Annotated in this window: 26 protein-coding genes; 3 read left to right on the top strand and 23 right to left on the bottom strand. The window is 62.0% G+C overall.

What is annotated here, in order from left to right:
* Positions 1-4: 4 nt before the first annotated feature.
* From VEZ38_RS16240 to VEZ38_RS16155, 18 genes are all read right to left on the bottom strand, one after another.
* Complete coding sequence (locus tag VEZ38_RS16240; RefSeq protein ID WP_324895250.1) at positions 5-475, bottom strand: ACT domain-containing protein; 471 nt, start codon at positions 473-475, stop codon at positions 5-7.
* Positions 476-619: 144 nt separating this feature from the next.
* The gene (gene obgE, locus VEZ38_RS16235; protein WP_324895248.1) at positions 620-1,927 is read right to left on the bottom strand and encodes a GTPase ObgE; all 1,308 of its coding nucleotides are present in this window, start codon (positions 1,925-1,927) and stop codon (positions 620-622) included.
* Between the two features lie 21 nt (positions 1,928-1,948).
* Positions 1,949-2,554, bottom strand: a complete 606-nt coding sequence (locus tag VEZ38_RS16230) for a Spo0B domain-containing protein (protein WP_324895246.1) — start codon at positions 2,552-2,554, stop codon at positions 1,949-1,951.
* A gap of 198 nt (positions 2,555-2,752) precedes the next feature.
* Positions 2,753-3,064, bottom strand: a complete 312-nt coding sequence (rpmA, locus tag VEZ38_RS16225; RefSeq protein ID WP_324895244.1) for a 50S ribosomal protein L27 — start codon at positions 3,062-3,064, stop codon at positions 2,753-2,755.
* Between the two features lie 23 nt (positions 3,065-3,087).
* A complete protein-coding gene (locus VEZ38_RS16220; RefSeq protein ID WP_324895241.1) occupies positions 3,088-3,423 on the bottom strand; it encodes a ribosomal-processing cysteine protease Prp in 336 nt (111 codons plus the stop codon).
* 12 nt (positions 3,424-3,435) lie between these two features.
* Entirely contained in the window at positions 3,436-3,747 is a 312-nt protein-coding gene (gene rplU / locus VEZ38_RS16215) for a 50S ribosomal protein L21 (RefSeq protein ID WP_324895239.1), read from the bottom strand.
* 136 nt (positions 3,748-3,883) lie between these two features.
* On the bottom strand, positions 3,884-5,128 hold the full coding sequence (locus VEZ38_RS16210) for an Rne/Rng family ribonuclease (protein WP_324895237.1): 1,245 nt from the start codon (positions 5,126-5,128) through the stop codon (positions 3,884-3,886).
* Between the two features lie 43 nt (positions 5,129-5,171).
* Positions 5,172-6,056 (bottom strand): M50 family metallopeptidase, encoded by an 885-nt coding sequence (locus VEZ38_RS16205; protein WP_324895235.1) that lies wholly within the window; start codon positions 6,054-6,056, stop codon positions 5,172-5,174.
* Positions 6,040-6,846, bottom strand: coding sequence for a peptidoglycan DD-metalloendopeptidase family protein (locus VEZ38_RS16200; RefSeq protein WP_324895233.1), 807 nt, complete (start codon positions 6,844-6,846; stop codon positions 6,040-6,042). Before VEZ38_RS16200 ends, VEZ38_RS16205 begins: the two co-directional genes overlap by 17 nt.
* Positions 6,847-6,979: 133 nt before the next feature.
* Entirely contained in the window at positions 6,980-8,140 is a 1,161-nt protein-coding gene (locus tag VEZ38_RS16195; RefSeq protein ID WP_324895231.1) for an FtsW/RodA/SpoVE family cell cycle protein, read from the bottom strand.
* Positions 8,141-8,143: 3 nt separating this feature from the next.
* Entirely contained in the window at positions 8,144-8,935 is a 792-nt protein-coding gene (minD, locus tag VEZ38_RS16190; RefSeq protein WP_324895229.1) for a septum site-determining protein MinD, read from the bottom strand.
* 5 nt (positions 8,936-8,940) lie between these two features.
* Positions 8,941-9,615 carry a septum site-determining protein MinC gene (gene minC, locus VEZ38_RS16185; RefSeq protein WP_324895227.1) on the bottom strand — a complete coding sequence of 225 codons (675 nt, stop codon included), beginning with the start codon at positions 9,613-9,615 and terminating at the stop codon, positions 8,941-8,943.
* Positions 9,616-9,684: 69 nt separating this feature from the next.
* Positions 9,685-10,230, bottom strand: a complete 546-nt coding sequence (mreD, locus tag VEZ38_RS16180; RefSeq protein ID WP_324895225.1) for a rod shape-determining protein MreD — start codon at positions 10,228-10,230, stop codon at positions 9,685-9,687.
* Positions 10,223-11,086: a rod shape-determining protein MreC gene (mreC, locus tag VEZ38_RS16175; protein ID WP_324895223.1), complete on the bottom strand. Its 864-nt coding sequence runs from the start codon at positions 11,084-11,086 to the stop codon at positions 10,223-10,225. Before mreC ends, mreD begins: the two co-directional genes overlap by 8 nt.
* Positions 11,087-11,140: 54 nt before the next feature.
* Positions 11,141-12,178, bottom strand: coding sequence for a rod shape-determining protein (locus tag VEZ38_RS16170; protein ID WP_324895221.1), 1,038 nt, complete (start codon positions 12,176-12,178; stop codon positions 11,141-11,143).
* Positions 12,179-12,297: 119 nt separating this feature from the next.
* Positions 12,298-12,969 (bottom strand): RadC family protein, encoded by a 672-nt coding sequence (gene radC / locus VEZ38_RS16165; protein WP_324895264.1) that lies wholly within the window; start codon positions 12,967-12,969, stop codon positions 12,298-12,300.
* 139 nt (positions 12,970-13,108) lie between these two features.
* Positions 13,109-13,702: a Maf family protein gene (locus tag VEZ38_RS16160; RefSeq protein WP_324895219.1), complete on the bottom strand. Its 594-nt coding sequence runs from the start codon at positions 13,700-13,702 to the stop codon at positions 13,109-13,111.
* A 17-nt stretch (positions 13,703-13,719) separates the two neighbouring features.
* The gene (locus VEZ38_RS16155; RefSeq protein ID WP_324895217.1) at positions 13,720-13,962 is read right to left on the bottom strand and encodes a DUF4321 domain-containing protein; all 243 of its coding nucleotides are present in this window, start codon (positions 13,960-13,962) and stop codon (positions 13,720-13,722) included.
* Between the two features lie 122 nt (positions 13,963-14,084).
* Here VEZ38_RS16155 and VEZ38_RS16150 point away from each other — a divergent pair, with 122 nt between their 5' ends.
* Positions 14,085-15,548 (top strand): N-acetylmuramoyl-L-alanine amidase, encoded by a 1,464-nt coding sequence (locus tag VEZ38_RS16150; RefSeq protein WP_324895262.1) that lies wholly within the window; start codon positions 14,085-14,087, stop codon positions 15,546-15,548.
* A 168-nt stretch (positions 15,549-15,716) separates the two neighbouring features.
* Here the strand turns inward: VEZ38_RS16150 and VEZ38_RS16145 are convergent, their stop codons facing one another.
* From VEZ38_RS16145 to VEZ38_RS16130, 4 genes are all read right to left on the bottom strand, one after another.
* Positions 15,717-17,216, bottom strand: a complete 1,500-nt coding sequence (locus VEZ38_RS16145) for an SPOR domain-containing protein (RefSeq protein ID WP_324895214.1) — start codon at positions 17,214-17,216, stop codon at positions 15,717-15,719.
* Between the two features lie 99 nt (positions 17,217-17,315).
* Positions 17,316-18,701 (bottom strand): UDP-N-acetylmuramate--L-alanine ligase, encoded by a 1,386-nt coding sequence (gene murC / locus VEZ38_RS16140; RefSeq protein ID WP_324895212.1) that lies wholly within the window; start codon positions 18,699-18,701, stop codon positions 17,316-17,318.
* 5 nt (positions 18,702-18,706) lie between these two features.
* Positions 18,707-20,050: a bifunctional folylpolyglutamate synthase/dihydrofolate synthase gene (locus VEZ38_RS16135; protein WP_414694735.1), complete on the bottom strand. Its 1,344-nt coding sequence runs from the start codon at positions 20,048-20,050 to the stop codon at positions 18,707-18,709.
* A gap of 8 nt (positions 20,051-20,058) precedes the next feature.
* A complete protein-coding gene (locus VEZ38_RS16130; RefSeq protein ID WP_324895208.1) occupies positions 20,059-22,731 on the bottom strand; it encodes a valine--tRNA ligase in 2,673 nt (890 codons plus the stop codon).
* Between the two features lie 434 nt (positions 22,732-23,165).
* On the opposite strand from VEZ38_RS16130, the gene VEZ38_RS16125 reads away from it, so the two are divergent.
* A complete protein-coding gene (locus tag VEZ38_RS16125) occupies positions 23,166-23,330 on the top strand; it encodes a hypothetical protein (RefSeq protein WP_324895206.1) in 165 nt (54 codons plus the stop codon).
* A 66-nt stretch (positions 23,331-23,396) separates the two neighbouring features.
* Here VEZ38_RS16125 and VEZ38_RS16120 read toward each other — a convergent pair whose 3' ends face one another.
* Positions 23,397-24,440 (bottom strand): LysM peptidoglycan-binding domain-containing protein, encoded by a 1,044-nt coding sequence (locus VEZ38_RS16120; protein ID WP_324895204.1) that lies wholly within the window; start codon positions 24,438-24,440, stop codon positions 23,397-23,399.
* On the opposite strand from VEZ38_RS16120, the gene VEZ38_RS20650 reads away from it, so the two are divergent.
* Positions 24,425-25,084: transposase (locus VEZ38_RS20650; RefSeq protein WP_414694734.1), on the top strand; the 660-nt coding region annotated here is incomplete at its 3' end. The genes VEZ38_RS16120 and VEZ38_RS20650 overlap by 16 nt on opposite strands.

Genomic DNA, 25,084 nt, shown 5'->3' with positions numbered 1-25,084 from the left:
TCCCCTATCCTTGCCCGATGACCGTCGCCTTGCGCACGCCGTCGGCCGACTTGACCGCCTCGACGAGGGCGTCCAGCATCTCGGCGCCGCCGCTCGTCTCCACGGACAGGACGACGTTCGCATAACCCTGCAGCGGAATCGTCTGATGGATCGTCAAGACGTTCCCCTCGTACGACGCAACGAGCGACAGCACGCGGGACAGTACGCCCGATCGGTGCTCGAGATCTATCGAAATCGTCACGATCCGCTCCCGGTCGATGCGGCTTAAGGGAAAGATGCCTTCCTTGTATTTATAAAAGGCGCTGCGGCTTAAGCCCACGCGTTCGGTCGCCTCGTGCACGGTCGCGCTCTCGCCGCTGGCGAGCAAGGCCTTGACCTGCAGCGTCTTGACGAGCGCCTCCGGCAAGATATCCTCCCGCACTACGTAATACGTCGCGGCCTTCCCTGGCTTAGCCGCGTTCGAGCGTGTACCCAATCGCAACGCCGTCCTCCCGGAGTAGACTGTTGTTTACCCATAGTGGACATTATAACCGAAGGGGAGTACGCCCGCAATAGGCGCGCGCTTCTTTATCGCAGCCGTATAAAAAAACGGCCGCCGCTTGCGCGGCGACCGCCAGACTCACTCGTGCTCCACGAATTCGAATTCGAAATCCCCGATTCGCACGTAATGCCCGTCTTCGGCGCCGCGCTTTCGCAGCTCGCGGTCGACGCCCATATGGCGCATGATCGTCGCGAAGCGCTGCACGGCGTCGTACGACTCGAATTTCGTCCGTTTCGCCAGCCGCTCGATGGACTCGCCTTCGACGATGAAGACGTTGTTTTCGCGCCGAATCGTAAACCGATCGTCGGCGCGGTCGGATTCGAGCGTATACACCTTCCGCTCTTCTCTCTCCGGCGTCTCCTCGACGACCGGGTTGGAAGGCACCGACTCGACCAATTCCGCCAACGCGAAGATCAATTCCCGGATCCCTTGCCGCGTCGCCGCGGAAATCGGGAAGATGCGCATATCCGCATGCCCGCGCTCCGCAAGCTTCGCGCGGAACTCCTCCAGGAACAGCTCGGCCTCCGGCACGTCCATCTTGTTCGCGACGACGACCTGCGGCCGTTCGGCCAGCTTCGCGTTATACAGGCGCAGCTCTTCGTTGATCGCGACCCAATCTTCGTACGGATCTCGCCCTTCGGAGCCCGACATGTCGACGACGTGCGCGATGACGCGCGTCCGCTCGACGTGACGCAAAAATTCGTGGCCGAGCCCGACCCCCTCGTGCGCGCCCTCGATCAGCCCCGGCAAGTCCGCCAGCACGAACGACCGCCCTTCTTCCACGTCGACGACGCCGAGGTTCGGCGTAATCGTCGTGAAGTGGTACGCGCCGATCTTCGGCTGGGCGGCGGAGACGACCGACAGCAGCGTCGACTTTCCGACGCTCGGGAAGCCGACGAGGCCGACGTCCGCCATCACCTTCAGCTCGAGCACGACCCAGCGCTCCTGCCCTTCCTCGCCTTTCTCGGCGATGTGCGGCGCCGGATTGTTCGCCGTCGCGAAACGCATGTTGCCGCGGCCGCCTCTGCCGCCCCGCGCGATGACGACCTCTTGGCCGTGGCGCGTCATGTCGGCGATAATTTCCTTCGTATCGTCGTCGATGACGACCGTGCCGGGCGGCACGCGGACGACCATATCCTCCGCGTTCGCGCCATGCTGGGACTTGTTCCGCCCCTTCTCCCCGCGCGGCGCCTTGAAATGGCGCTGATATCGAAAATCCATCAGCGTGCGCAGGCCTTCGTCGACGCGGAATACGACGTCGCCCCCATGGCCCCCGTCGCCGCCAGACGGACCGCCCTCCGGCACATATAACTCTCTGCGGAACGTGGCGACGCCGTCGCCCCCGTCTCCGCCCTTTACGAATACTTTCGCAATATCGACAAACATCGATGTAAGGTCCTCCTTGATTTACAACGCGCCCGGCAGGCGGATTTCCACCTTGGCTCCTTCGTCGTAATACGCGTCCGTTAACGCGTACGCCGGCGCGGCGTAGCGAAGCAGCTTTCTTAGCTCGCCGACCGACTTCCGAAGCGCCGGGGCGGAATACGCCCCTTGATATGTAAAGACGATCGCGGAATCGGTATGCTCTCCGGCCAGCTCGCATTCGAGCGCGTTCTCCGAGCCGGCTTCGCCCTTCTCCGCCGCTTCTTCGAAGCCGTCGAGCAAGCGCCGCACCGCGAGCTCCGCCGCTTCCGACGCGCCGGGGCGCAGTTGGAAGGTTTCGTCGATGCGCAGCCGGAACGCGAATCGCCTCGAGCGCACGCGAACCGTCAGCAGCGCCTCGACGAGTCCCGGCGAGCCCAGCTTCGACGTCCGGCTCTCGTCCGCCATCCTTTGTTTTAGCATGTCCACGCAAGCGGCTAATTTATCATATTTGCGCAATTGAACGTAACCCATAATCATCTGCAAATCGTTCAGCCAATCATGCCTCGCATGACTTAACGTGTCGATCCATAGCTGCCGCTGCTCGTCCAGCATGCGGCCTTGCCATTCTTGCTCTTCCGCGCGCTTCATCGCATGGCTCCTAACCTTCAGGCTTCGTCCGGCTTCCGTCGGCCCCGGCTCGCTCCGCTCCGGACATTCGTACCTTCGATTATACCAAACTATTCCTAGGGAGCCAGTAAAATTTAGTCCCGGCCGATGGCTGGGGGTCTCGCCTCTATATGGAAAAACCCCGGCCGCTCCGGCCGGGGTGATCTCGCATGATTCGGTTTAGCGCTCCAACGTCGCCGCTACGGGAGCGGCTTCGACCGGGTACACGCTGACCTTCTTGCGGTCGCGGCCCCAACGCTCGAATTTTACGACGCCGTCGATTTTCGCGAACAGCGTATCGTCGGATCCGATGCCGACGTTGTTGCCCGGGTGGATTTTCGTGCCGCGCTGGCGCACGAGAATGCTCCCGCCCGTCACCGTCTGGCCGTCCGCGCGCTTTACGCCGAGACGCTTCGCGATGCTGTCGCGGCCGTTCTTCGTCGAGCCTACGCCCTTCTTCGATGCGAATAACTGAAGGTCCAATTTCAACATGGTGTCAACCTCCTTCTTGTTCGTTATGTTTGTCGTTCATGCAGTCTTATATGTTTACCGTACGATTGTTCGATCGTTCGCAACATGACCAGCATCGCTTCCAACAAGAACTGCAGGGACTCCCGCTTCGATTCCGGCACGTCCTTCGGTACGTCGACATGAAGCAGTCCCGGCTCCATACGAGCCGAAAGGCGGACGCCCGCGACTTCTTCCGCCGCGTTCACCGTGCCGACCGCGACCGCCGACGCTCCCGCGCACACGATATCTTTGCCCGATTCCGCGAAGAGGGCGTGCCCTTCCAAGCGAAAGCCGGCGATTCGTCCCGTCGCGCGATCCCTCTGAATCTCCACGCGGATCATCGAGCGATCCTCTTAGCCTTGGATCTTCTCGATCGTCACCTTCGTGTACGGCTGGCGATGGCCTTGCTTGCGGCGATAGTTTTTCTTCGCCTTGTACTTGAACACGATGATTTTCTTGCCCTTGCCGTTCTTCTCGACTTTGCCCGTTACGGTCGCGCCTGCGAGAAGCGGTTCGCCCAGCTTAATGCCTTCGCCGCTGCCTACCGCGAGCACTTGATCGAACGTGACCGAGTCGCCTTCCGTCGCTTCGAGCTTCTCGATGTAAATCACATCGCCCTCTTGCACCTTGTACTGCTTACCGCCTGTTTCGATAATCGCGTACATCCTTGCACCTCCCTCGTATAGTAAGACTCGCCTCATCTCAGGTGGCACGGCCCCTTCGGACGGTGCGCTTCGCGGACCCGATAAGCGCGGTGGTCGTCAGACGACGCACTCGAAGAGTATATCACAGCTAGGCAGGCTACGTCAACGACGAGGATCGAATCTTTCCTCGGCCGCCGCATGCCTTGCAAGGGACGAAAAACAGCATGTCCTTTTGCTCCCGAACTTTCTTTCGCGTCATCTCGAGCAGACCGAGCTTCGTCCATCCGACGATATGCGCCTTCGTCCGGTCCTTCTGCACGGCCGCCTCGAGCGCTTCGATGATGCGCCTGCGGTTTTCCTCCAGCTCCATATCGATGAAGTCGATCACGATAATGCCGCCGATATCGCGCAGCCGCAGCTGCCGCGCGATTTCCTCGGCCGCCTCGACGTTCGTCGTCAGCACCGTCTCCTCGAGGTTCGTCGATCCGGTATACTTGCCCGTATTGACGTCGACGACCGTCAGCGCCTCCGTCTGATCGATTACGACATATCCGCCGCTCGCGAGCCATTGCTTGGGCTGCAGCGCGAGCTCCAGCTGATCCTTCACCCCGTACGCCTCGATGATCGTCTTGCGATCCTCGTGCAGCCGCACGCGGTCGGCGAGCCGCGGCGCGATCGACTCCAGCATCCGCTTCGCCTCTTGCAGCCGATCGGGCTCGTCCACGACGATATCGTCGATCTGATCGGTGACGATATCGCGGATGAGCCGCGGCACCAGCTCGACGTCCGCATACACTTCGTTCGGCGCTTGCAACCGGCTTGCGCTCGCCTCGATGCGCTTCCAGCGCTCCCGCAGCAGCGTCATATCGCTTTCCAACGCTTCGAAGCCTTCGCCGTTCGCGACGGTGCGAAGAATGACGCCCTCTTTCCCCGAGCACAGCCGTTCGCCGAGCGCCTTCAGCCGCTTCCGCTCCTCTTCGTCTTCGATCTTCTTCGATAAGGCGACGTATCCCGCCTCCGGCATGTATACGAGCCACCGGCCGGTCAAGGCGTAATGGGTCGTTACGCGAGCCCCCTTCGTCCCGACCGGCTCCCGCACGATTTGCACCAGCAGTTCGTCGCCTGCGCGCACGAGCGTGTCGATGGACGGCTTCACCTTCGGCTGATGCTCGAGGTGGGCCGGAAGCAAGTCGTCGATATAGAGGAACGCGTTCTTTTCGATGCCGATGTCGACGAAGGCCGCGCCCATGCCGGGCAGCACGTTGACGACCTTCCCTTTATAAATATTGCCGACCAGCTTCCGCACGTTCGGCCGTTCTACGAAAAATTCGGTCAGCTTGCCGTCCTCGAGGAGCGCTACCGTCGTTTCGTCCCGATGTCCGTGAACCACGATTCGTTTCAAAGAACTCGTTCCCGCCTCTCCTTGAAGGAAATGTTCTTCCATTTTACATGAAAAGGTCGGAGACTGCACGGTTTTGATCCTCGGTGGCATATCGCTCGGCGCATCGCTCCTCCGGGACGACCGCCACCACCTCCCCCGCGGCGGTCGCGACGACGATGCGATGCAGCCGTTCCCGGAGCAGCCGGCGGGCGACGATCGAGAGCGGCTCGTCGGGCTCCGCGAGCAGCGGATGGGCTTTCGCCCCGCGCTGCGTCCATTGCCGAACGCGGGCCGCCCTTGCGAGCAGGAAGCGGAAGAAGCGGTACGGCGACGTCCGGAGCTCGTACCAGTTCGCGTACAAGAGGAACGCGCCGATGACGGCCGCGCTCGTCATCGGGCCGCCCTCGCCGAACCGGGTCGACGCGTACCCGACGAGCGCGCCGCTGGCGAGCAGCGACCAGAACGTCGTCAGCTTCAACGTACGGTAATAGGATATCGCGTACCCGACGCCTACCCTTAGCAGCTTGCCTCCGTCGAGCGGCAAAATCGGGGCGAGGTTAAAGAGCATAAGCGTCAGATTCGCCTGCGCGAAATGCGTCGTCCACGCATGGGTCCAGACGCCTGCGGCCGTCATCGCATACGCGAAGCCGATCATGACGAGATTCATGGCCGGACCGGCGGCGGCGACGAGCGCTTCCTCCCGCGCCGGCACCGAGCCGTCCTCGTCCGTCACGGCGACGCCGCCGAACGGCGTGAGCAGCACCTCCCGCATCCGCCAGCCGAGATGCTTCGCCATCGCGGCATGTCCGATTTCGTGGATGAGCACGATGCCGAAGAGCGTGACGATCTCGAGAAAGCGGCCCGTCGCCGCGGACAGCAGCAGCAGCAGCACGAACAGCGGATGCAGCCGGAAGCGGACGCCGATCAGACGTTCAAAGCGCGACCACATCGGCAGGGTCGACGAAGCTGTTGCCTTTTTTCACCGCGAAATACAGCAGGCCGCCGACGCCGTCCGCGCCGGACGGACGCACCGTGCCGATCGTCTGGCCGGCTTCGACCCAATCGTCCTTCGCCACCGTCAGCTCGCCTAAATACCCGTAGACGGATTCGACGCCGTCGGGATGCCGCACGACCACCGTCTGTCCCGTCTCCTGCGTCTCGCCCGCGTACAAGACGAGACCCGCATCCATCGACGAGACGGAGGCGCCGGTCGTCCGCATGACGACGCCCGCCCCGGAGCGAATGCCGCCGAACGGCTCGACGATGCTGCCGTTCGCCGGCGAGACGAAGACGCGGCCGATGCCTGCGCCGACATGCGCAGCCTCCTGCGGCGCTCGTTCCCACGTCGGCACGAACGACGGCAGCTCGCCGAACCTCGCTTCGTACCAGGCGTAGGCATCTTCCAAACGCAGCTCCTCGGTCAGCGCCGAGCGCACGAACGCTTGTCCCGCCGCGACCGAAGGATGCTGCCATTGAAACATCGCCCACACCGCAGCGAACAGCACAACCGAACCGACCGCCTGCCGCTTCATCGCGCCGCGCAGGCGGATCGGCTGCGATCGCCAAGGGTTGCCTCTCGCGTACCAGGCGTACTCGGGGTCCTCGAGCAAGCGCTGCTCATGCTCGCGGCCGTCTTCCCGGCCCGGCCCGCGCCGCCCGGAGCCGACCGGGTCGTCCCCGCGCAAAATATGCTGTATGCGCTGCTGCCTTCTTTTTCGTACGTCGTCCATTCGATCCATCTCCGTTTCAACTCCTCGCTCGGAGCAAGCTTGTTACTACCATGCATATGAGTTGTCCACCTCGGATATGAACAAAGAAAAGGCCGACCGGTCGCGCCGGTTGGCCTTCGTTTCGCATTCGCCTCATGGGCGTCTAGTTCATATCGTCTTCGAGCGGCTGATCGGCATGCACGCGAATGCTGAGCGCGAGTCCGACCGACAACATATTGATGAGCAGCGACGACCCGCCGTACGAGACGAACGGAAGCGTAATGCCCGTAAGCGGCAGGATGCCGATGAACATGCCGATGTTTTGGAAAATTTGGAACACGAACATGGAGACGATGCCGATAATGACGTAGGATCCTCCCGCTTCGCCGCTTTGAATCGAGATTAAAATCAGGCGATAAATCAGAAGGAAATACAGCAGCAGCAGCGCCGAGGCGCCCATAAAGCCGAACTCCTCGCCGACGACGACGAAGATCGAGTCGGAATACGTATACGGCACCCTCCCCGTATGCACCGAGGTGCCCTGCATGTACCCTTCCCCGAACAACGCCCCCGAGCCGATCGCCATCACCGAATTATCGATCTGCCACGTATCGTTGGCCGTCGCCTGCTCCGGGTAGAGGAAGGCGTCGATCCGATCCATCCAGTGGTCGGCCCCTTGTCCCTCGAGAAACCGCTCGATCGGGTCGTGATAGGCGTCGATCAGCTGCATGCCGCCGTATACGCCCCCCGCGGCAATCGCGATGCCGAGCAGGACGTGCAAATATTTAACGTTCGCGATCCAAAGCATGCCGACCAGAATGACTACGTAAATAATCGCGTTCCCGAGATCGGGCTGAATGACGACCCAGACGAAGGGGATGAACACAATGAGCCCGACGGGGATGACGTCGCGCAGCAGCTGCAACGGCTCCCCCGCCTTGCGGGCAAGCACATATGCCACCATAAGGATGATGAACAGCTTGGCGAATTCCGCCGGCTGCACGCTTTGCTCGATCCCGGGGATGATGAACCAGCCCCGCGCGCCGTTGATGACCGCCCCGAAGAAATAGACCGCCACTAGACTGCCCACGCCGAGCACATAAAAAACTGTAGAATACTTTATCAACAGCCTGTAATTGACGAGCGACGCGCCGAGGAGCACGAAGAAGCCTAAGCCATAGAAGAAAAGATGCCGGACATGCGTCCCCTCGAACCGCGTCCCGTGTACCGCGCTATAGACAATGAACGTGCTCGCCGCCATCAGAACGAACAAAATGCCGACGATCGCCCAATCGATCCGCTTCAGCTTGTTCAGAAGCATCATTCGTCAGCCTGCGAAAAACTTTTTCAGGCGCTGCAAAACGCCTAATTTTTGCTGCAGCGGCATGAGCGGCACCGTGTCGCCGAGTATGCGTCGCGCGATGTTCCGATAGGCGATCGCGGCGCGGGAGTCGGGATTCATCACGGTCGGCTCTCCGTTGTTCGCCGCCTTGATGACGTGCTCGTCGTCGGGAACGAGACCGAGCAGGTCGATGGCGAGCACCGCGCAAATTTCGTCGATGTCGAGCATGTCGCCGTTCTTCAGCATGTGCGGCCGAATGCGGTTGATGATCAGCTTCGGCGAGTCGATTCTCTCCTTCTCGAGCAGGCCGATGATGCGATCCGCGTCGCGTACCGCGGACTTCTCCGGCGTCGTGACGACGATCGCGCGGTCCGCCCCGGCGACGGCGTTCTTAAAACCTTGCTCGATGCCCGCCGGGCAGTCGATCACGACGTAGTCGTACTCCTTCTTCAGCTCGAGCACGACCGCGCGCACTTGCTCCGGCGTCACCGAATTTTTATCTTTCGTCTGGGCGGCGGGGATCAAGTACAGCTCGTCGAAGCGCTTGTCTTTAATCAGCGCTTGGGCGAGACGGCAACGCCCTTCGATGACGTCGACGAGATCGTAAATGATCCGGTTTTCGAGGCCCATCACGACGTCCAAATTCCGCAGGCCGATATCGGTGTCGACCATGCACACCTTCTTGCCCAGCAGCGCCCACGCCGTGCCGACGTTCGCCGACGTCGTCGTCTTGCCGACGCCGCCCTTCCCCGATGTTACTACGATCGCCTCTCCCATGAGGTTCACTCCCCTTTGCTGTTGCCGAGTTGCGGCCGGATGCGGTGCAACTGGTGAATTTTCTCGATTTCCATCGCGCCGTCGCGCAAATACGCGAATTCCATGAACGCTTCCTCGAAACCCCATTCGTCCGGCGGACGGGAGACGACGTTCGCGATGCGCAGCTGCGTCGGGCGCAAATGCGACGCGGCGATGACCGCATGCTCGTCGCCCCCGACGCCTGCGTGCGCGAGCCCTCGCAGCGAGCCGAGAACGAGAATATGTCCCGTGGACGTAATCGTGCCCCCGGGATTGACGTCTCCGATCAGCAGCACGTCCCCGTCGTGATGCAGCGTTTGCCCCGAGCGCACGATGCCGGACACCGTCTTCATGGACGGGGTCAGCAGTTCCGCGGCGGCCGCTTCTTCCGTATCGGGTTCGCTTTGGATCGATTGGACGAGCAGGTTGCCTCGGAACGCGAACGCCTCCTTCAAGGCCGCCTTCGTTTCCTCCGTCGAAGCCCGCTTGCCGAGGCGGACGTGCACATGTACGATCGGCCCGGTTAAGAAGTGACTATGCGTATGTTCAAGTTTATGGCTAAGCTCCGACAGCACGTCCGCGAGCGGGGCCGCGTCGTCGAGCACGAAAAGCAGGCCTTCTTTAACGCCTTTGATCGTAACGAGCGATTTGTTTGTTGACACCGGGACGTTCCGCCTCCCTTTCCGCCTATACCATTCCACTTCGCCCCGCGAAAATCCTGCACGTCCCCGTTATTCGTCGCCCGACTCCCGTTCCGCTCTCGGGGTTTCGAGCCATCGTCGCGAAGGAATGTACAGCGCTAAGGCGAGAAACAGGGTGATCAGGATACTCGGCAGCATGCCGTGTACGAACGTCCAAGCGAAATCGGCGTCGGTGACGCTGAACAAGCGATAAAGCGCATATGTAGCGGTTTCGTATAACAGCAACGCGGATAATTGAATCAAAAATACGGAAAACAAATTTACGAGATTCGGCCGAATCAAGACGCCCGCCATATAGGCGGCTAACGCATACGTAAACGCGTTCACCCCGATCATATGGCCGTAGAATTGGATATCCTGCAGCAGCCCGAAGGCCAGCGCGAACGCGGTTCCTATATGCCGGTTCGTCAGGATGGCGATGTACACGGCGCAAACGAGGACGAGCTTCGGGTAAATCGAAAGCTCGAACCGCCATTCCGCCGGAAGCAGCCACGGAACGAGCGCGCTTTCGAGCAGGAAGAAAAGCAGCAACAGCAGCGTCGTCAGCACCCATCGGCGCAGCCGGTCGTTACTCAAGGCCCGGCACCTCGATGACGAACACTTCCCGCAGATGCGCGAACTGCGCGGCGGGCTTCACCGTCGCGGTATGCGTCAGCCCGAAATCCCCGACCTTGCGATCGACGACCGTACCGATCACGATGCCTTCCGGAAACAGCTCGCCGAGCCCGGACGTGACGATCACGTCGTCCTTCTTCAGTTCGTCGTTTTGGTCGATCTTCGTCATAATAAGCAGGCCCTGCTCGACGTTATAATCCTCGATAATGCCGAACGATTCGCTTTCCCGTCCCTGTACGGTCGCGGAGATGCCTTTCACGCTGCCCTCTTCGCCGTTCAGGTCGGTGATGAGTTGGACGTTGGACGTGAACGGCGTCGTCCGCACGATGCGGCCGATCAAACCGTCCACCGTCATGACCGCCATGTCCGGTTTGATGCCGTCCCGCTCTCCCAAATTAATGCGCACGACGCGGTTGTACCGATCTGGACTTTCCGAAATCACTTCCGCGATGCGGTATGTGTATTCGTGCGAACGCTTCTGCCGCTCGGTGAACGCGAGCGCCTCCTTCAGGCGCTCGTTCTGCGCTTCGAGGTCGTTCAAGCGCGCCGTGTCCCGCGCGTATTGCGTGAGCGTCAGCCGCAGCGCTTGATTTTCCTCGTACACCGTCTTCAGTCTTCTGACGTCTTCGAAGAAGCCGGCGACGGCGCGCACCGGCCGATATACCAAGCTTTGTCCGAACGCGACCGTATCCGTCGCGAATTTCTCCGGCCAAGTCGCGCCGCCGCGCACGCTGAGGGTGAAGCCCATCAGCGCGATAAAGAAGACGATCGCGGACAGCAACAAAAACAACCGCTTATTCCCCATAAATTTAAACATCGATCCCCATGCATCCCCTCACCGCTTGGCCTTGCGTGCAAGGGCGGCTCCGACCTATCTCCGCGAACGCGAGGTCGGACCCGACCTAGTCTTGAACAGGTGTATGTTCTCGAGCGCCTTGCCGGTGCCGATCGCCACGCAATCGAGCGGATTTTCCGCCACGACGACCGGCATGCCCGTCTCCCGCGCGAGCAGCTTGTCGAGATTGCGGAGGAGCGCGCCGCCCCCCGTGAGGACGATGCCGCGATCCATAATGTCCGCGGATAATTCCGGCGGGCACTTCTCCAGCGTGACCTTCACGGCGTCGACGATCGAGCCGACCGTGTCCGCCAGCGCCTCGGTCACCTCTTCCGCCGAGACGGAAATCGTCTTGGGCAAGCCGGAGACGAGATCGCGGCCGCGAATTTCGATCGTCGGCGGGTTCGGCTGCGGCAGCGCGGAGCCGATCTCCATCTTCATCTGTTCGGACGTTCGTTCGCCGATCATGAGGTTGTACGTCCGCTTAATGTATTGAATGATCGCGTCGTCCATCTCGTCGCCCGCCACGCGAATCGACCGGGACGTGACGATGCCGCCGAGGGAAATGACCGCGACCTCCGTCGTGCCGCCCCCGATATCGACGACCATGCTGCCGGTCGGCTCCCACACCGGTAAATTCGCCCCGATCGCCGCCGCGAACGGCTCTTCGATCGTGTACGCCTCCTTCGCGCCGGCTTGCCGCGTCGCGTCTTCGACCGCGCGCTTCTCCACCGCGGTAATGCCGGACGGCACGCAAACCATAACGGACGGATGGCGCGGGAACAGCGAACGCTGCTTCTGCGCCTGGCGAATGAAATATTTGATCATCGTAGCCGTCGTGTCGAAGTCGGCGATGACGCCGTCCTTCATCGGCCGAACGGCGCGAATGTTGCCCGGCGTCCGTCCGATCATGCGCTTCGCTTGTTCCCCGACGGCTTCGATCGTCTTCGTATCGGTGCGCAGGGCGACCACGGAGGGTTCCCTGACGATGATTCCTTTGCCTTTCACGTACACAAGCGTGTTCGCTGTCCCGAGGTCGATCCCGAGATCTTTCGTGCTGAAACCGCCGAACATGTAGGTAACTCCCTTCTGCTCCACCCTATGTGGGACAATCCTTTTAATTATAACACCACACCGTATAGCCATTGCAAATGAGCTCGGCGCCGCAAGGTGCTCCCCCGGGAGGCGGCGGCTTACATCTCTCCGCGTTCCTTCAGGCTCGCGTACCGGCGATCGCCGATGACGACATGGTCGAGCACCTCGATACCTATAATATGACCCGCCTCCACCAGTCGATGCGTCAATTGAATATCTTCGGCGCTCGGCGTCGGGTCGCCGCTCGGATGGTTATGCACGCAAATGATCGACGCGGCGCTGCGTTTCACGGCGGCGCGGAACAATTCGCGCGGGTGGACGATCGCGGCGTTCAGGCTGCCGACCGACAGCGTCTCCCGGCCCACTACCCGATTTTTCGTGTTCAAGAACAAGGCGACGAAATGTTCCTGCTGCAAATATCGCAGATCCTCCATGACGAGCGTCGACACGTCTTCGGGGGACCGTATGATCGGCGACGCCTCCAGCTCGGCGCGCGCCATGCGCCGCCCCAGCTCCAGCGCCGCAAGCAGCTGAAGCGCCTTCGCCGTCCCGATCCCCCGCTGCTCGCACAGCTGCTCCGCGCTGCGGTCCGCCAAGCCGCGCAACCCGCCCGCTTGGAGCAGCAGGCGCTGCGACAGCGTCACCGCGGATTCGTTCCGCGTCCCGGTTCGCAAGATCACGGCGAGCAGCTCCGCGTTGCTCATGCCGGACGCTCCCGCGCGCAGCATGCGTTCCCGGGGCCGTTCGTCCTCGGGCACCTCCCGCAGCATAATCGATGGTTCCACGTTCCGCGCCTCCCTATCATCGGTAAAGTACCCATAATGATAAAAGGCAACGCAAGCAAGGAACAACCTTCTTCGTCGAATAAGGGAAAAAAATTCCGTTATTCCGGGTACGCTCAGCGGTTCGTTACAACACCCTCAAGCCGAAGTCGCGCTCCAGCATGTCCGCCGCGAGCGACAGCGGGAACCCGACGACCGTGAAATAGTCGCCCTCCAGCCGGTCGACGAGCGTCGCGCCGTAGCCTTGAATGCCGTACGCCCCCGCTTTGTCGCGAGGCTCGCCGGTTTCGACGTACGCCCGGATGCGCCTCTCGTCCATCGGCTTCATCCAGACGCGCGTCATCCGGTGGGAGACGGATCGGCGGCCCGTCGCGACGTCCACGAGCGCCAGACCGGTGTACACTTCGTGCGAGCGGCCGGAAAGCGCCGCGAGCATGGCGGCCGCGTCTTCTTCGTCGCGGGGCTTGCCGAGCACGGCTCCGTCCAGCACCACGATCGTATCGGAGCCGACGACGACGCCCTCCCGTCCCGGCGCCAGACGCTCCGTCACCGCCAGCGCTTTGCGCAGCGAAAGCTCCTCTACGATGCGGGACGGCGACCAGCCGGTCTCGACGCCCTCGTCGACGTCGCTCGGCACGACCTCGACCGGGAAGCCGAGCACCCGAATCAACTCCTGCCGTCTCGGCGAAGACGACGCCAAAATCAACGTTGCGGTACGCATGCTTGTTCCTCCGTTCGTTACATTTTCCGATAAATCCAAAACGCCGCGGCGAGCCCGAGCACGCTGGCCAAATTTAGTGTTACCGCAAATTTCAAGTCGTATCGGACGATCTGCAAATCCGCGCTCGGCTCCCAGCGAATTTCCGCGGACTCCGCCAGCAGCGAAAGCCCCGGCACGTCGGCCAGCAGCTGCGACAGGATCGTCCCCGTCAGCAGTCCCGCGACGAGCATGACGATGAGCGTCAAATTGTTCTTTTTCATAAGGCTCCCGGTTCCCCTTCTCTCCTTCGTTGTGCCTATTATATCGCAAATAGTACATCTTACCTGCTTACAATCGACGGTTAACCTATTAAAATATTTTGCGGGGGGGATTTACTTTGAAAATGGTAACATCGACGCTCGTCCTTGCCGCGGCTCTTCTTGCGTTTCCGTACATAGGACAGGCCGCCAAGGTCGTCATCGACCCCGGCCACGGCGGAAGCGATCCGGGCGCCGTCGGCGTGAACGGCCTGTACGAGAAGACGGTGAATAACGATATTTCCTACCGTCTCAAAGATATATTGCTGGCGAAAGGCTATGAAGTCGTCATGACGCGCGACGTCGATAAGACGATGTCGCTGCAAGCCCGGGTCGAATTCGCCCGGTCGGCGGACGCGGATCTGTTCGTTTCCGTGCACGCCAACGCGCATCCGTCCTCGGCCGTACGCGGCACGATGGTGCTGTATCATGACGCATCGAACCCGAATCCGTCTTATCCGGCCAGCCCGGAGATGAAGGCGCTGAGCCCGGAGAGCAAGCGGCTCGCGCAGCACGTCTTGTCTTCCATGCTCGAGCAGGTGCCCAACACGAACCGCGGCTTGCTGCAGAGCTCCGCTTACGTCGTGCGCATGGGCAACATCCCCAGCATCCTCGTCGAGACGGCGTTCCTTTCGAACGCGCAGGACGCCAAGATGCTGGCTTCCTCCTCCGTCCGCGATAAATACGCCGTCGGCATCGCGAACGGCATATTGCAATATTTGCCGCCGACGTTCAGCGACATCGGGCGGCATTGGGCGAAGGATTCTATCATCCGTCTGAACGAGCAAGGCATCGCGGGCGGCGACGAAGGCAAATTTTATCCCGACCGCCCCTTGACACGCGCCGAACTGATGGCGTTCGCGGAGCGCGCTTTCGGCTTCTCCGGCGCCAAATCCCAGGTTTCCGTGACGGAAGCGGCTCCGGCGGAAGCGCCGGCCCCCGAGGAGTCCGGCCATGAAGCGGCGAACGGCGACGAGGCGGTGACGGAAGACGTGTACGAGGCCGATTCCGCCTCCGGCGAAGCATCGGATTCGGATTCGCCAGCGCAACCCGCCGAAGGCGGAGCGTCGGACGACGGCGCGGGCGCCGACGAGGGCGCCGACGCACCGGCGGAGACCGCCCCCGACGCACCGGCGGCGACCGCGCCCGACGCCCCGGCGGCGTCTCCCGAACCGGCGGACGTGCCGGCTGCGGCGTTCGCCGATTTGCCGGAAGCGCATTGGTCGTACGAGACGATGAATCAAGCCGTAGAGCACGGGATCCTTCGCGGATACCCGGACGGCACGATCCGGCCGGACGCGCCGGTCACGCGGGCCGAAGTAGCCGTCGTGCTCGATCGCCTCATCGGCACGACCTTATCGGAGACGAGCGGCTCCAAGTTCCGGGACGTCAGTTCCAAAAACTGGGCCTATGCGTCGATCATGCGTCTGAGCGGTTCCGGCATCGTCCGCGGCGTCGCGGATCGGCTTTACGGGCCGGACCGGAACGTGACGCGCGCGGAAATCGCCACGATGGTCGATCGCCAGCTGACGCGGGGCACGCTGCAATAATAACTAGATCTCCTCGCATCGAGCGCGGGGCATCCTTCGGATGTCCCGCGTTTTGGCGTTCCTCGGACGTTGGGCCGTACCTCCCAATTCACGCTAGAAGGGCCGCCCCCGGAGCGCGGCGCAGCGCCGCCGTACCGGAAACGGCCCGACTTGTATCGAATTCGTTCGTTAATTTGTCGCGATCGTCGTCAGCAGCTGCTTCTCCGCGATCAGATAGTCCATCAAGGCGCTCTGGGCGCTCCACAAGTAGGCATGATCCGGATGCGCGCCGTATTCCTCGATCGCGACCACGGCATTCCGCACCGCCGCGTCCATCCGCGAGAGCATCGGCTGCGCCTCGGCCGGCAAGCCCGCCAATGCGCCGGCTTGGAGCTCCGTCAGCGCGAGATGCTCGGACTTCACCTTCTCGAGCGTCGCCGCTTCCGGCGCGACCGGCGCATCTCCCTCAAGGTGCACGAGCGTCAAGTCCCCGATCATGCGTACCATATCGCTGCCCTTGGCGACATACCCGGCCAGCGCCTCGGCCGAACCGTCGGACCAGCGCACACGGCTTACCGACGGCAGTTCGTACGGCTTCACATATACCTCGACGCCCTCCGCCTGCAGCTTGACGCCGGCGCGAAGCGCCGCGTCCCGGTTCGACGTCACGCCCGCATAGACGTAAAACCCGTCGCCTTCCTCGATCGTCGCGGCGAGCCCCTTGCTCTTCATGCTTTCCGCAAGCGTGCGCGCGGCGTCCAGCGTCTCGAATTTTCCGTTCTGCAGCAAGAACATCCTGCGCTCCGGCAAATCGATCGTCGCGGACGCGACGGCGGCTGGCTCATTGCCCGCCGGCGCGGCGGCGTCGCCCGCGGATGCGTTCGCGGCATGTTCCGTCGGCGCGGCCGCCGCGGGCGGGTTCGATTCCGCCTCCGTTCCCGAATCCTTCGCCGGATCGCCTGCGAAGAAATTCAGCATGAAAGTGCCGAACAGGATGCCGGTCGCGATCGCGCCGACGACGGAGCCGGCGACCTTCCACCAAGCGGGGCCTTCCTCGGTACGGCGGACGGCGGACGCGCGGGAGGCGCGGGAGGACCGGGGCGGGCGACCGACGTCCGAGCCGGCCCAATAGCCCGACTCCGCGTCGCGATCGGCCGCTTCCTCCTCCGCCTCCCAATCGCGCACCGGCAAGCCTGGCGCCCGCAGCTCCGGCGGCTCGAGCCGCGGCCCCCGGCTTCCGTCGCCCAGCCGTACGCTCCGGGCCCGCTCCTCCCGTTCGCCTTCGGGCTCGTACGCGTCGGTCGCCCGGATCAGGCGCTCCAGCTCGTCCGCCTCCGCGTCGGCGACGTCCCGCCACGCGCCGTAATCGTACGGATAATCCGGTTCGAGCCGGCGACCGGCGAAGGGCTTCTTCGGCGCGCCGCCTCCCCGCTCTTCGATCACGACCGGCTCATCGGACACCTCGAATTCGTAATGCCGCAGCGGAATCACGTTCCCCGCGGGACGCTTGGACTCCTGCGGCTCCCTATCGGCCGATTCCCGTTCCGGCTCGCGCGAGGCCTGAATCGTACGATCCCCCGGCTCATCACGCTCGAGCGGGGTCGATTCGACGAGCGGCGCCTCGCCGGCGGCTTGTCCCGACGCGCGCCGCGTATTTTCGAAACGAAAAGTGATTCTCGCTTTGCTCATAACGTCTCGCTCCCTTGTCCATTCTTTCTATCAACATATGATAGAGGGAGCGAGATTATGATGAGCAGGATCGAGATTCTTTTTGCGATGCTTCGAAATTTATGCGCCGGCGCGTTCCTTGAGCGTGGCGGCGAGTTGTTTCGCGACCTTCCAAATATCGCCCGCGCCCATCGTGATCACAAGATCCCCGGGCGCGACCCGCCCCTCCAGGTATTCGAGCACCTGCTCCTTCGTCGAAATATGTTTCACGTTCGGGTTGCTGTTCTCGCGGATGAGCTCCGTCAGTCGCGCCGCCGAGACGCCTTCGATGCGCTGCTCGCCGGCCGGCGAGTAGATGTCTACGATGACGACTTCGTCCGCCTCGCCGAACGCCCGGCTGAACGCGTCGAGCAAGTAAAACGTACGCGTATAGCGCTGCGGCTGGAACACCGCGACGATCCGCTTGCCCGTCGCCTTCGCCGCCGCGATCGTCGCGACGATTTCCGTCGGATGGTGCGCGTAATCGTCGATGACGAGGATGTCGTTCGCGTCCCCGAGCACCTGGAACCGCCGCTTCGCGCCGCTGAATTCCGTCAGCGCCGCCGCCGCCTGCGCGAACGGCACGCCGGCTTCCATGCAGACGATGAGCGTCGCGAGCGCGTTCAACACGTTGTGGTGGCCCGGCACGCTCAGCGTGACGCGGCCGAGCGTCTCGGCCCCGCGCACGACGGTAAATTCGGCCTTCCGATCCCCGAGCGCGATGTCGGTCGCTCGATAATCCGCGTCGGCGTGCGTCCCGTACGTAATTCGATCGGCGGTGACGTGGGGCAGCAGGCCGGCGAGCTCCGGATCGTCCAAACAGACGATCGCCTTGCCGCCTTCCTTCACTTGGCTGAGAAACCTTGCGTACGCGGCCTTCAGTTTATCGAAGTCGCCGTCGTAATTTTCCAGATGGTCCGCTTCGATATTCGTGACGACCGCCAGCGCCGGGTGGTACTGCAAGAAGGAGCCGTCGCTCTCGTCCGCTTCGGCGACGACGAATTCGCCCTTGCCCGCTTTCGCGTTGCTGCCCACGTTCATAATTTCGCCGCCGATAATGTAGGTCGGATCGACGCCCGTGCTTTCCAGGACGAGCGCGATCATCGACGACGTCGTCGTCTTCCCGTGCGCGCCTGCGACCGCGACGCCCTTCTTCGCGTTCAGCAGCCTCGCAAGCATCTGAGACCGATGAATCACCGGAATGTTCAGCGATTCGGCGGCGACCTTTTCCACATTGTCCTGCGACAGCGCCGTGGAGTACACGACAAGGTCCGCGCCCTGCACATGTCCCGCCTCGTGGCCGATGAAAACCTTGGCGCCCTTTTGGGCCAGCTTCTCCGTGAGCTCCTGCTCCGCGACGTCGGAACCCGACACGCGATAGCCCATTTCCAGCATCACCCTCGCGATGGCGCTCATGCCGTATCCGCCGATCCCGATGAAATGCACATGCTGTTCGGAAGTACTCATGCGTCTCACCAACCTTTTTCGCTGTCTGCCAAATTCAAAACCCGGGCGCGGGCGTCCGACAAGAAGTAAAGCGAGCCCGAAACCACGATCAAATCGTCCGGTCCGGCCGACCGGCGAGCGCGCTCGAGCGCCTCGCGCCAATCCGGCTCCGCCGCGATCGAAAGCGACGCGCCGTTCGCTTCCCTCCACGCCTCCGCCGCCGACGCCAGTTCGCCGGCCGGCATCGCCTTGAAGAAGTCCGGTTCCGTAACGATCAAAGTATCCACAATAGGTAGTATATGCCGTAAATATTCCGGATGATTCTTATTCCGAAGCATCCCGAGCACAAATACGAGACGACGGTACGAATAGACCTGCTTCAGCGTATCGGCGAGCGTCTTCGCCCCGTCGGGGTTATGGGCGCCGTCCAGCAAAATGCGCGGCGCGCGCGACACCATCTCGAGACGGCCCTTCCACCGCGCGCGTTCGAAGCCCGCGTACAGTTCTTCGTCATCGACGACAAGGGCGTAATACTGGCGGAGCACCTCGATCGTCATAAGCGCGAGGGCGGCGTTCGTCTGCTGGTGCAATCCGTCCATGCCGATCGCTACGTTTTCGAGCTTGCGGAACGGCCCTTCGAAGTCGAAGGTTTGCCGCCCCTCCTGCACCTCCCGGGTGTCGTAGCGAAAGTTCGCGCCAAGCTCGTAGAGCGACGCTTTCCTCGCCACCGCCGTCTCCCGGATGACGGCCGCCGCTTCCGGCTGCGTCGCGGTCGACACCACCGGCACCCCCGGCTTAATAATGCCCGCCTTCTCCCGGGCGATCTGCGGGATCGTCTCGCCGAGCACGTCCGTATGGTCGAGCCCGACGTTCGTAATGACCGAGACGATCGGCGCGACGACGTTCGTCGAATCGAGCCGGCCGCCCATGCCGGTTTCCCACACGACGAAGTCCGGATACGCTTCGGTCGCGAAATACACGATCGCGATCGCCGTGCTGATTTCGAACATGCTGAGCGCGCCGTGCAGCGGCTCGATTTCGTCGGAGATCGGCTTGATCCGGTTGGCGATGGCGAGCACGGAAGCTTCCGGGATGTCCTCGTCGTTCATCTGAATGCGGTTCGTATATTTTTCAAGGAACGGCGACGTGAAGACGCCGACGTCGTATCCCGCCCCCCGAAGCACGGATGCGAGAAACGCGCAAGTCGAGCCCTTGCCGTTCGTTCCCGCCACGTGTATGAATTTGAGCCGCCGATGCGGATAGCCGAGGCGCTCGAGCAGCGCCTCCGTCCGCTCGAGCCCCGGCTTGATGCCGTGCAGCGGCATGAGCTTCGTAATCCATTCCAGCGCTTCCTGATACGTCTGAAACATCGGCCGCATTACCCCTTCAGCTCGGCGATCCGAGCGATCACCTTATCGCGCTTGTCCGCGTAATCGTTCATCTTGGCCTTCTCTTCTTCGATGACCGCCGCCGGCGCCTTCGCCACGAAGCCCGGGTTGGCGAGCTTCTTCTCGACGCGTTCGACCTCGCCGTTCAGCGTCTTCAGCTCTTTCTCGAGGCGCGCGATCTCTTGATCGATGTCGATGAGACCGGCGAGCGGCAGGAACATCTCCGCCCCCGTCACGATCGCCGACATCGCCTTCTCCGGCGCCACGGCATCGGCCGCGATCTCGAGCGAGGACGTGTTGCAGAACCGTTCGAGATAATGGCGATTGCGCTCGAGCACGGCTTGCGCGTCCGCCGAGGCGGGCTTGACGATCATCTCGATCTTCTTGCTCATCGGCACGTTCACTTCGGCGCGTACGTTGCGGATCGAGCGGATCATCGCCATCAGGAGCTCCATCTCGGACACCTGCTGCGGCGCTTCCCAACGCGCGTCGGGCCGCGGCCATGCCGCAAGCGTAATCGTCTCACCGTCTTCAGGGTGGCGCGGGAGGTGCGACCAAATCTCCTCCGTAATATAAGGCATGAACGGATGAAGCAGGCGCAGCGTGTTGTCCAGCACGTAGGCGAGCACGGTCTGCGTGCGGGCTTTCGCCTCCGCGTCGGCGCCGTACAGCGACAGCTTCGCGAATTCGATGTACCAATCGCACAGATCGTCCCAGATAAAGTCGTACAGCGCGCGCCCGGTTTCGCCGAACTCGTACCCGTCCAGCAGCCTCGTCACGTTCGCCGCCGTATCGTTCAATCGGTGCAAAATCCACCGGTCCGCCGTCGACAGCCCCGCGAGCGTCTCATCGGCGAGCGGCTTCGGCTCGTAGCCTTCGAGATTCATCAGCGCGAAGCGCGAAGCGTTCCAAATTTTGTTCGCGAAGTTCCGCGCCTGCTCGACCCGCTCCCAGCGGAAGCGCAAATCCTGCCCCGGCGTAATGCCGGTCGTCAGCATGAACCGCATCGCGTCCGCGCCGTATTGCTCGATCACCTCGAGCGGGTCTACGCCGTTGCCGAGCGACTTGGACATCTTCCGGCCTTCGGCGTCGCGAACGAGACCGTGAATGAGCACGTCCTTGAACGGGTTTTGCCCCGTAAATTCGAGAGCCGTAAAGATCATGCGAGCGACCCAGAAGAAAATGATATCGTACCCCGTCACCAGCACGTCTGTCGGGTAATATTTTTTGAAGTCGCCGCTGTTCGGATCCGGCCAGCCGAGCGTCGAGAACGGCCACAGGCCGGAAGAAAACCACGTATCGAGCACGTCGTCGTCCTGCTTGAGCTTCGCGCCGCCGCAATGAGCGCATGCGTCCGGGTCGTGCGCCGCGACCGTCTCTCCGCCGCAGTCGGCGCAATACCAAGCCGGGATCCGGTGTCCCCACCACAGCTGGCGGGAGATGCACCAGTCGCGAATGTTTTCGATCCAGTGCAAGTACGTCTTCTCGAACCGGTCCGGCACGAAGTTGACGCCTGCGCCGGATTTCTGCTGCTCGATCGCGCGATCGGCGAGCGGCTGCATCCGCACGAACCATTGCGTCGACAAATACGGCTCGACGACCGCGCCGGAGCGTTCGCTGTGGCCGACTTGATGCGTATGCTCCTCGATGCGAAGCAAGACGCCGAGCTCCTTCATATCCGCCACGATTTGCTTGCGGCATTCGAACCGATCCATCCCGACGTACTTGCCGGCGTTCGCGTTCATCTTCCCCGACTCGTCCATGACGAGAATTTGCGGCAAGTCGTGGCGCAGGCCGACCTCGAAGTCGTTCGGATCGTGCGCCGGCGTAATTTTCACCGCGCCGCTGCCGAATTCCTTCTCGACGTACTCGTCGCCGATAATCGGGATTTCGCGCCCGAGAATCGGCAGAACGAGCGTCTTGCCGATCAGATGCTTATACCGTTCGTCCTCCGGATGCACCGCCACGGCCGTATCGCCGAGCATCGTCTCCGGACGCGTCGTCGCGACCGTCAAATGGCCGGAACCGTCCTTCAACGGGTACTGAAGATGGTACAGCGCCCCTTGCACTTCCTTGTATTCGACCTCGATGTCGGAGAGCGCCGTGCGGGCGGCCGGGTCCCAGTTGATAATTTTCTTTCCGCGATAAATCAAGCCCTTCTCGTACAGCCGGACGAACACCTCGCGAACCGCGTTCGACAGCCCTTCGTCGAGCGTGAACCGCTCCCGGGAGTAGTCCAGCGACAGCCCCATCTTGCTCCATTGAAAATGAATCGACTTCGCGGACTGCTCTTTCCATTTCCATACTTCTTCGAGAAATTTTTCGCGTCCGAGATCGTACCGAGTGACGCCTTCCTCGCGGAGCTTCGCCTCGACCTTCGCCTGCGTCGCGATCCCGGCGTGGTCGGTGCCCGGCAGCCATAATGCGTCATAGCCTTGCATCCTTTTGGCGCGAACGAGAATGTCTTGCAGCGAGAAGTCCAGCGCGTGGCCGATGTGGAGCACGCCCGTGACGTTCGGGGGCGGGATGACGATCGTATACGGCTTCGCGTCCGGCCTTTGCCCGGCGGTAAAATAGCCCTTCTCAATCCATCTTTCGTACCATTTGCTTTCCGCCGTCTTCGGATCGTACGTCGTCGGCATGCCTTGATTCGTGTCGCTCATGATCGTTTCCTCCTTGAATCGCATAAAAAAAACCTTCCGCCCCTGATATGTCAAGGACGAAAGGTTCGGCTTCCGTGGTACCACCTTAATTCCGCGCTCCGCTTGCATTCCGCGACATCCGTACACGGAACGCGCGCTACGCACGGCGCTCTGCCCGGATAACGGCTGGGGACCGGCCTGCACTTGCCCGACGGGCGTCATGCACGCGACTCCGGGGCGACTTCGGCAGCTTGCGTTCCCGCGAAGCCTTCCAGCACATGCCGGCTTCGCTCTCTGAGGGGACAAACCGCGTACTCCTCCCGTTCCAAGTCTTTCCTCATGTTTGGCGGGGATTGCTCATATATTCCATATGATACCCGCATTCCCGCCTCGAGTCAAATCGAAGGCGCGCGGAGCGGTTTTATCCAAAGAGCCGGGAAGGAGGGGACATCTATATGCCTCAATGGTGGTGGAAAGTGCGCTACGGCGTCAAGACCGTCATGCTTCCGCTCATTTGCATCCAATTCGTCCGAACGCTGATTTTGCCGAATCCGCTCGACGTGTTCATCTTATTCTTATTCTTCGTGGCGTACCTTGGGTTTCTATTGAATTACTATTAAAAAGCGAAAGCCCCCGAAACGCGGCGCTCGCGGCAAGCGAGCGTTGGCTCCGGGGGCTTCGTTCCCTTAGGGAATATATACGACCTGGCCTTCTTGCAAATACTGATCGTTAATCCGATTGTACAGCATCAGCTCGCGGGCGCTCTTCTGGTACCGTTCGGCGATCGATTCGATCGTGTCCTCCTTCTGCGCGATGCACATGCGCACCTTGCGGAAGGTCGGCGCGTCCGCGGACGACTGCAGGAACAGCTTCTTCCATTCGAGACGCTCTCTTCCTTCGCTTTCCGCGACGGCCGCAGCGGCTGCCGGCGGCGACTCCTGCCGTTTCTCCGCGGGAGCCGCGGACGCCATCGACATAATCGCGTTGACTCCGATCGGCGCCGCTTCGGCGGGCGACGGCTTGCCGGCGAACGCAATCTTAATTTCCTGCTTCTCCGATACAGCCTCGGCGATTTCCTCTTGCACCTCGAGCGCCCCCGCTGCTTCCAACGTCGGGTTCGACTCGGCGTTCGGCGCCGCTTCCTCGACCGCGTGAGCGACGACCGTCGCTTCGTTCGCCGCCGCTGCTTCCGCTGTCTCTTCCGCCGCTTCTTCCGCTGCCTCGTTCGCCGCCGAGACGGCGGCCGGGACGGCATTCGCCGAAGCGGCGGCGGCGGCCTGCTCTGCCGGCGGCGCGCTCTCCTCGACCCGGTGGGTGAAGACGACCTCTTCTTCCTCGCGCCAATCCGCTTCCGCCGGCGCGGCCATCTCGATACCGCCGAGCGAAAGCACGCCGGTCACGTTGAGGCTTCGCGAAGACAACAAGTCCACGTCGAAATTTTCGATTTCCACTCGAATGTCGTTGACATTCTCGACGCGGTTGAGCGGCAGCGTTATTTCCACCGGAATCCGATGCGTCAGCTGCTCCTCTTCGCCTCTCGTCTCGTCATCGCCCGCATATGTACCCGTTAATGCCAGATGACCCTTCAACACCGCTTGTTCCCCTTGCGCGACGACGGTAATTTCCGGCGTCAGTTCAATGCCGGTAATTTCCTTCACGCCGACCGTATCGTCGGAAAGATGAACGCGTTCGTAAATGTCGAACCGCAGCCCGGATGATTGTTGGGACAAGATGGTTCCTCCCTTCGCATCATAACTCATTACTATGTATATGGGCCAAGCGCCGATGTCATGACAGGAAAAGGGAAAATGCCCTCGCCTCGGCACGCGCCCCCCTCGCTCGCAGACGATGCCGCCCGACTGTCCGCCTGCCCGTGCCGACCTCCTGTCCGACTGCCCTTCCTACTGCCTGTCCGACTGCCAGTCCGATTGCCTGCCTGTCCGATCTGCCGACCGCCCGACTGCCCGGCATCCTTGCGGCTTTACCGCTCCCCCCCTTATCCGCCCCTTTCCCACCAAACTCCCTTAGCTCAGCCTCTTCTTTCGCCAACCGCCCCAATTCATGGAATGTATCCGTTGACACAGGAACACATGTTCGTTATAATTTAGGAAAAGGAGGCGATCGCGACATGTCTAACCAACAAATTGTGGAGGTTTTCTTTCGCCGGCGTTGGCCGGACGGCTTTCGCTGCCCCTTCTGCGCGTTTCCCGAGTTCTACCTTATATCCACCCGCTCCCTGCCATTGTACGAATGCCGGCGCTGCAGACGCCAGACGTCCGTGACCTCCGGTACGATTATGCATAAGACGCGTACGCCGCTCGCCAAGTGGGCCGCCGCCGTGGAGGCGCTCTCTTCGTCCTCCGGGCTGAACGCC

This window comes from Paenibacillus sp., from assembly GCF_035645235.1.
Classification (GTDB): Bacteria; Bacillota; Bacilli; order Paenibacillales; family YIM-B00363; genus Paenibacillus_AE.
Note: the sequence above shows the minus strand (reverse complement) of the source record. Positions and strands in the feature narration are given on the sequence as shown.

Bases quoted from the DNA above. Each gene is read 5' to 3' on its own strand.
- obgE (WP_324895248.1), bottom strand. From the start codon at position 1,927: ATGTTTGTCGATATTGCGAAAGTATTCGTAAAGGGCGGAGACGGGGGC.
- VEZ38_RS16230 (WP_324895246.1), bottom strand. From the start codon at position 2,554: ATGAAGCGCGCGGAAGAGCAAGAATGGCAAGGCCGCATGCTGGACGAG.
- rpmA (WP_324895244.1), bottom strand. From the start codon at position 3,064: ATGTTGAAATTGGACCTTCAGTTATTCGCATCGAAGAAGGGCGTAGGC.
- VEZ38_RS16220 (WP_324895241.1), bottom strand. From the start codon at position 3,423: ATGATCCGCGTGGAGATTCAGAGGGATCGCGCGACGGGACGAATCGCC.
- rplU (WP_324895239.1), bottom strand. From the start codon at position 3,747: ATGTACGCGATTATCGAAACAGGCGGTAAGCAGTACAAGGTGCAAGAG.
- VEZ38_RS16205 (WP_324895235.1), bottom strand. From the start codon at position 6,056: ATGTGGTCGCGCTTTGAACGTCTGATCGGCGTCCGCTTCCGGCTGCAT.
- VEZ38_RS16200 (WP_324895233.1), bottom strand. From the start codon at position 6,846: ATGGATCGAATGGACGACGTACGAAAAAGAAGGCAGCAGCGCATACAG.
- VEZ38_RS16195 (WP_324895231.1), bottom strand. From the start codon at position 8,140: ATGATGCTTCTGAACAAGCTGAAGCGGATCGATTGGGCGATCGTCGGC.
- minD (WP_324895229.1), bottom strand. From the start codon at position 8,935: ATGGGAGAGGCGATCGTAGTAACATCGGGGAAGGGCGGCGTCGGCAAG.
- mreC (WP_324895223.1), bottom strand. From the start codon at position 11,086: ATGTTTAAATTTATGGGGAATAAGCGGTTGTTTTTGTTGCTGTCCGCG.
- VEZ38_RS16170 (WP_324895221.1), bottom strand. From the start codon at position 12,178: ATGTTCGGCGGTTTCAGCACGAAAGATCTCGGGATCGACCTCGGGACA.
- radC (WP_324895264.1), bottom strand. From the start codon at position 12,969: ATGCTGCGGGAGGTGCCCGAGGACGAACGGCCCCGGGAACGCATGCTG.
- VEZ38_RS16160 (WP_324895219.1), bottom strand. From the start codon at position 13,702: ATGCGTACCGCAACGTTGATTTTGGCGTCGTCTTCGCCGAGACGGCAG.
- VEZ38_RS16155 (WP_324895217.1), bottom strand. From the start codon at position 13,962: ATGAAAAAGAACAATTTGACGCTCATCGTCATGCTCGTCGCGGGACTG.
- VEZ38_RS16150 (WP_324895262.1), top strand. From the start codon at position 14,085: ATGGTAACATCGACGCTCGTCCTTGCCGCGGCTCTTCTTGCGTTTCCG.
- VEZ38_RS16145 (WP_324895214.1), bottom strand. From the start codon at position 17,216: ATGAGCAAAGCGAGAATCACTTTTCGTTTCGAAAATACGCGGCGCGCG.
- murC (WP_324895212.1), bottom strand. From the start codon at position 18,701: ATGAGTACTTCCGAACAGCATGTGCATTTCATCGGGATCGGCGGATAC.
- VEZ38_RS16135 (WP_414694735.1), bottom strand. From the start codon at position 20,050: ATGTTTCAGACGTATCAGGAAGCGCTGGAATGGATTACGAAGCTCATG.
- VEZ38_RS16130 (WP_324895208.1), bottom strand. From the start codon at position 22,731: ATGAGCGACACGAATCAAGGCATGCCGACGACGTACGATCCGAAGACG.
- VEZ38_RS16125 (WP_324895206.1), top strand. From the start codon at position 23,166: ATGCCTCAATGGTGGTGGAAAGTGCGCTACGGCGTCAAGACCGTCATG.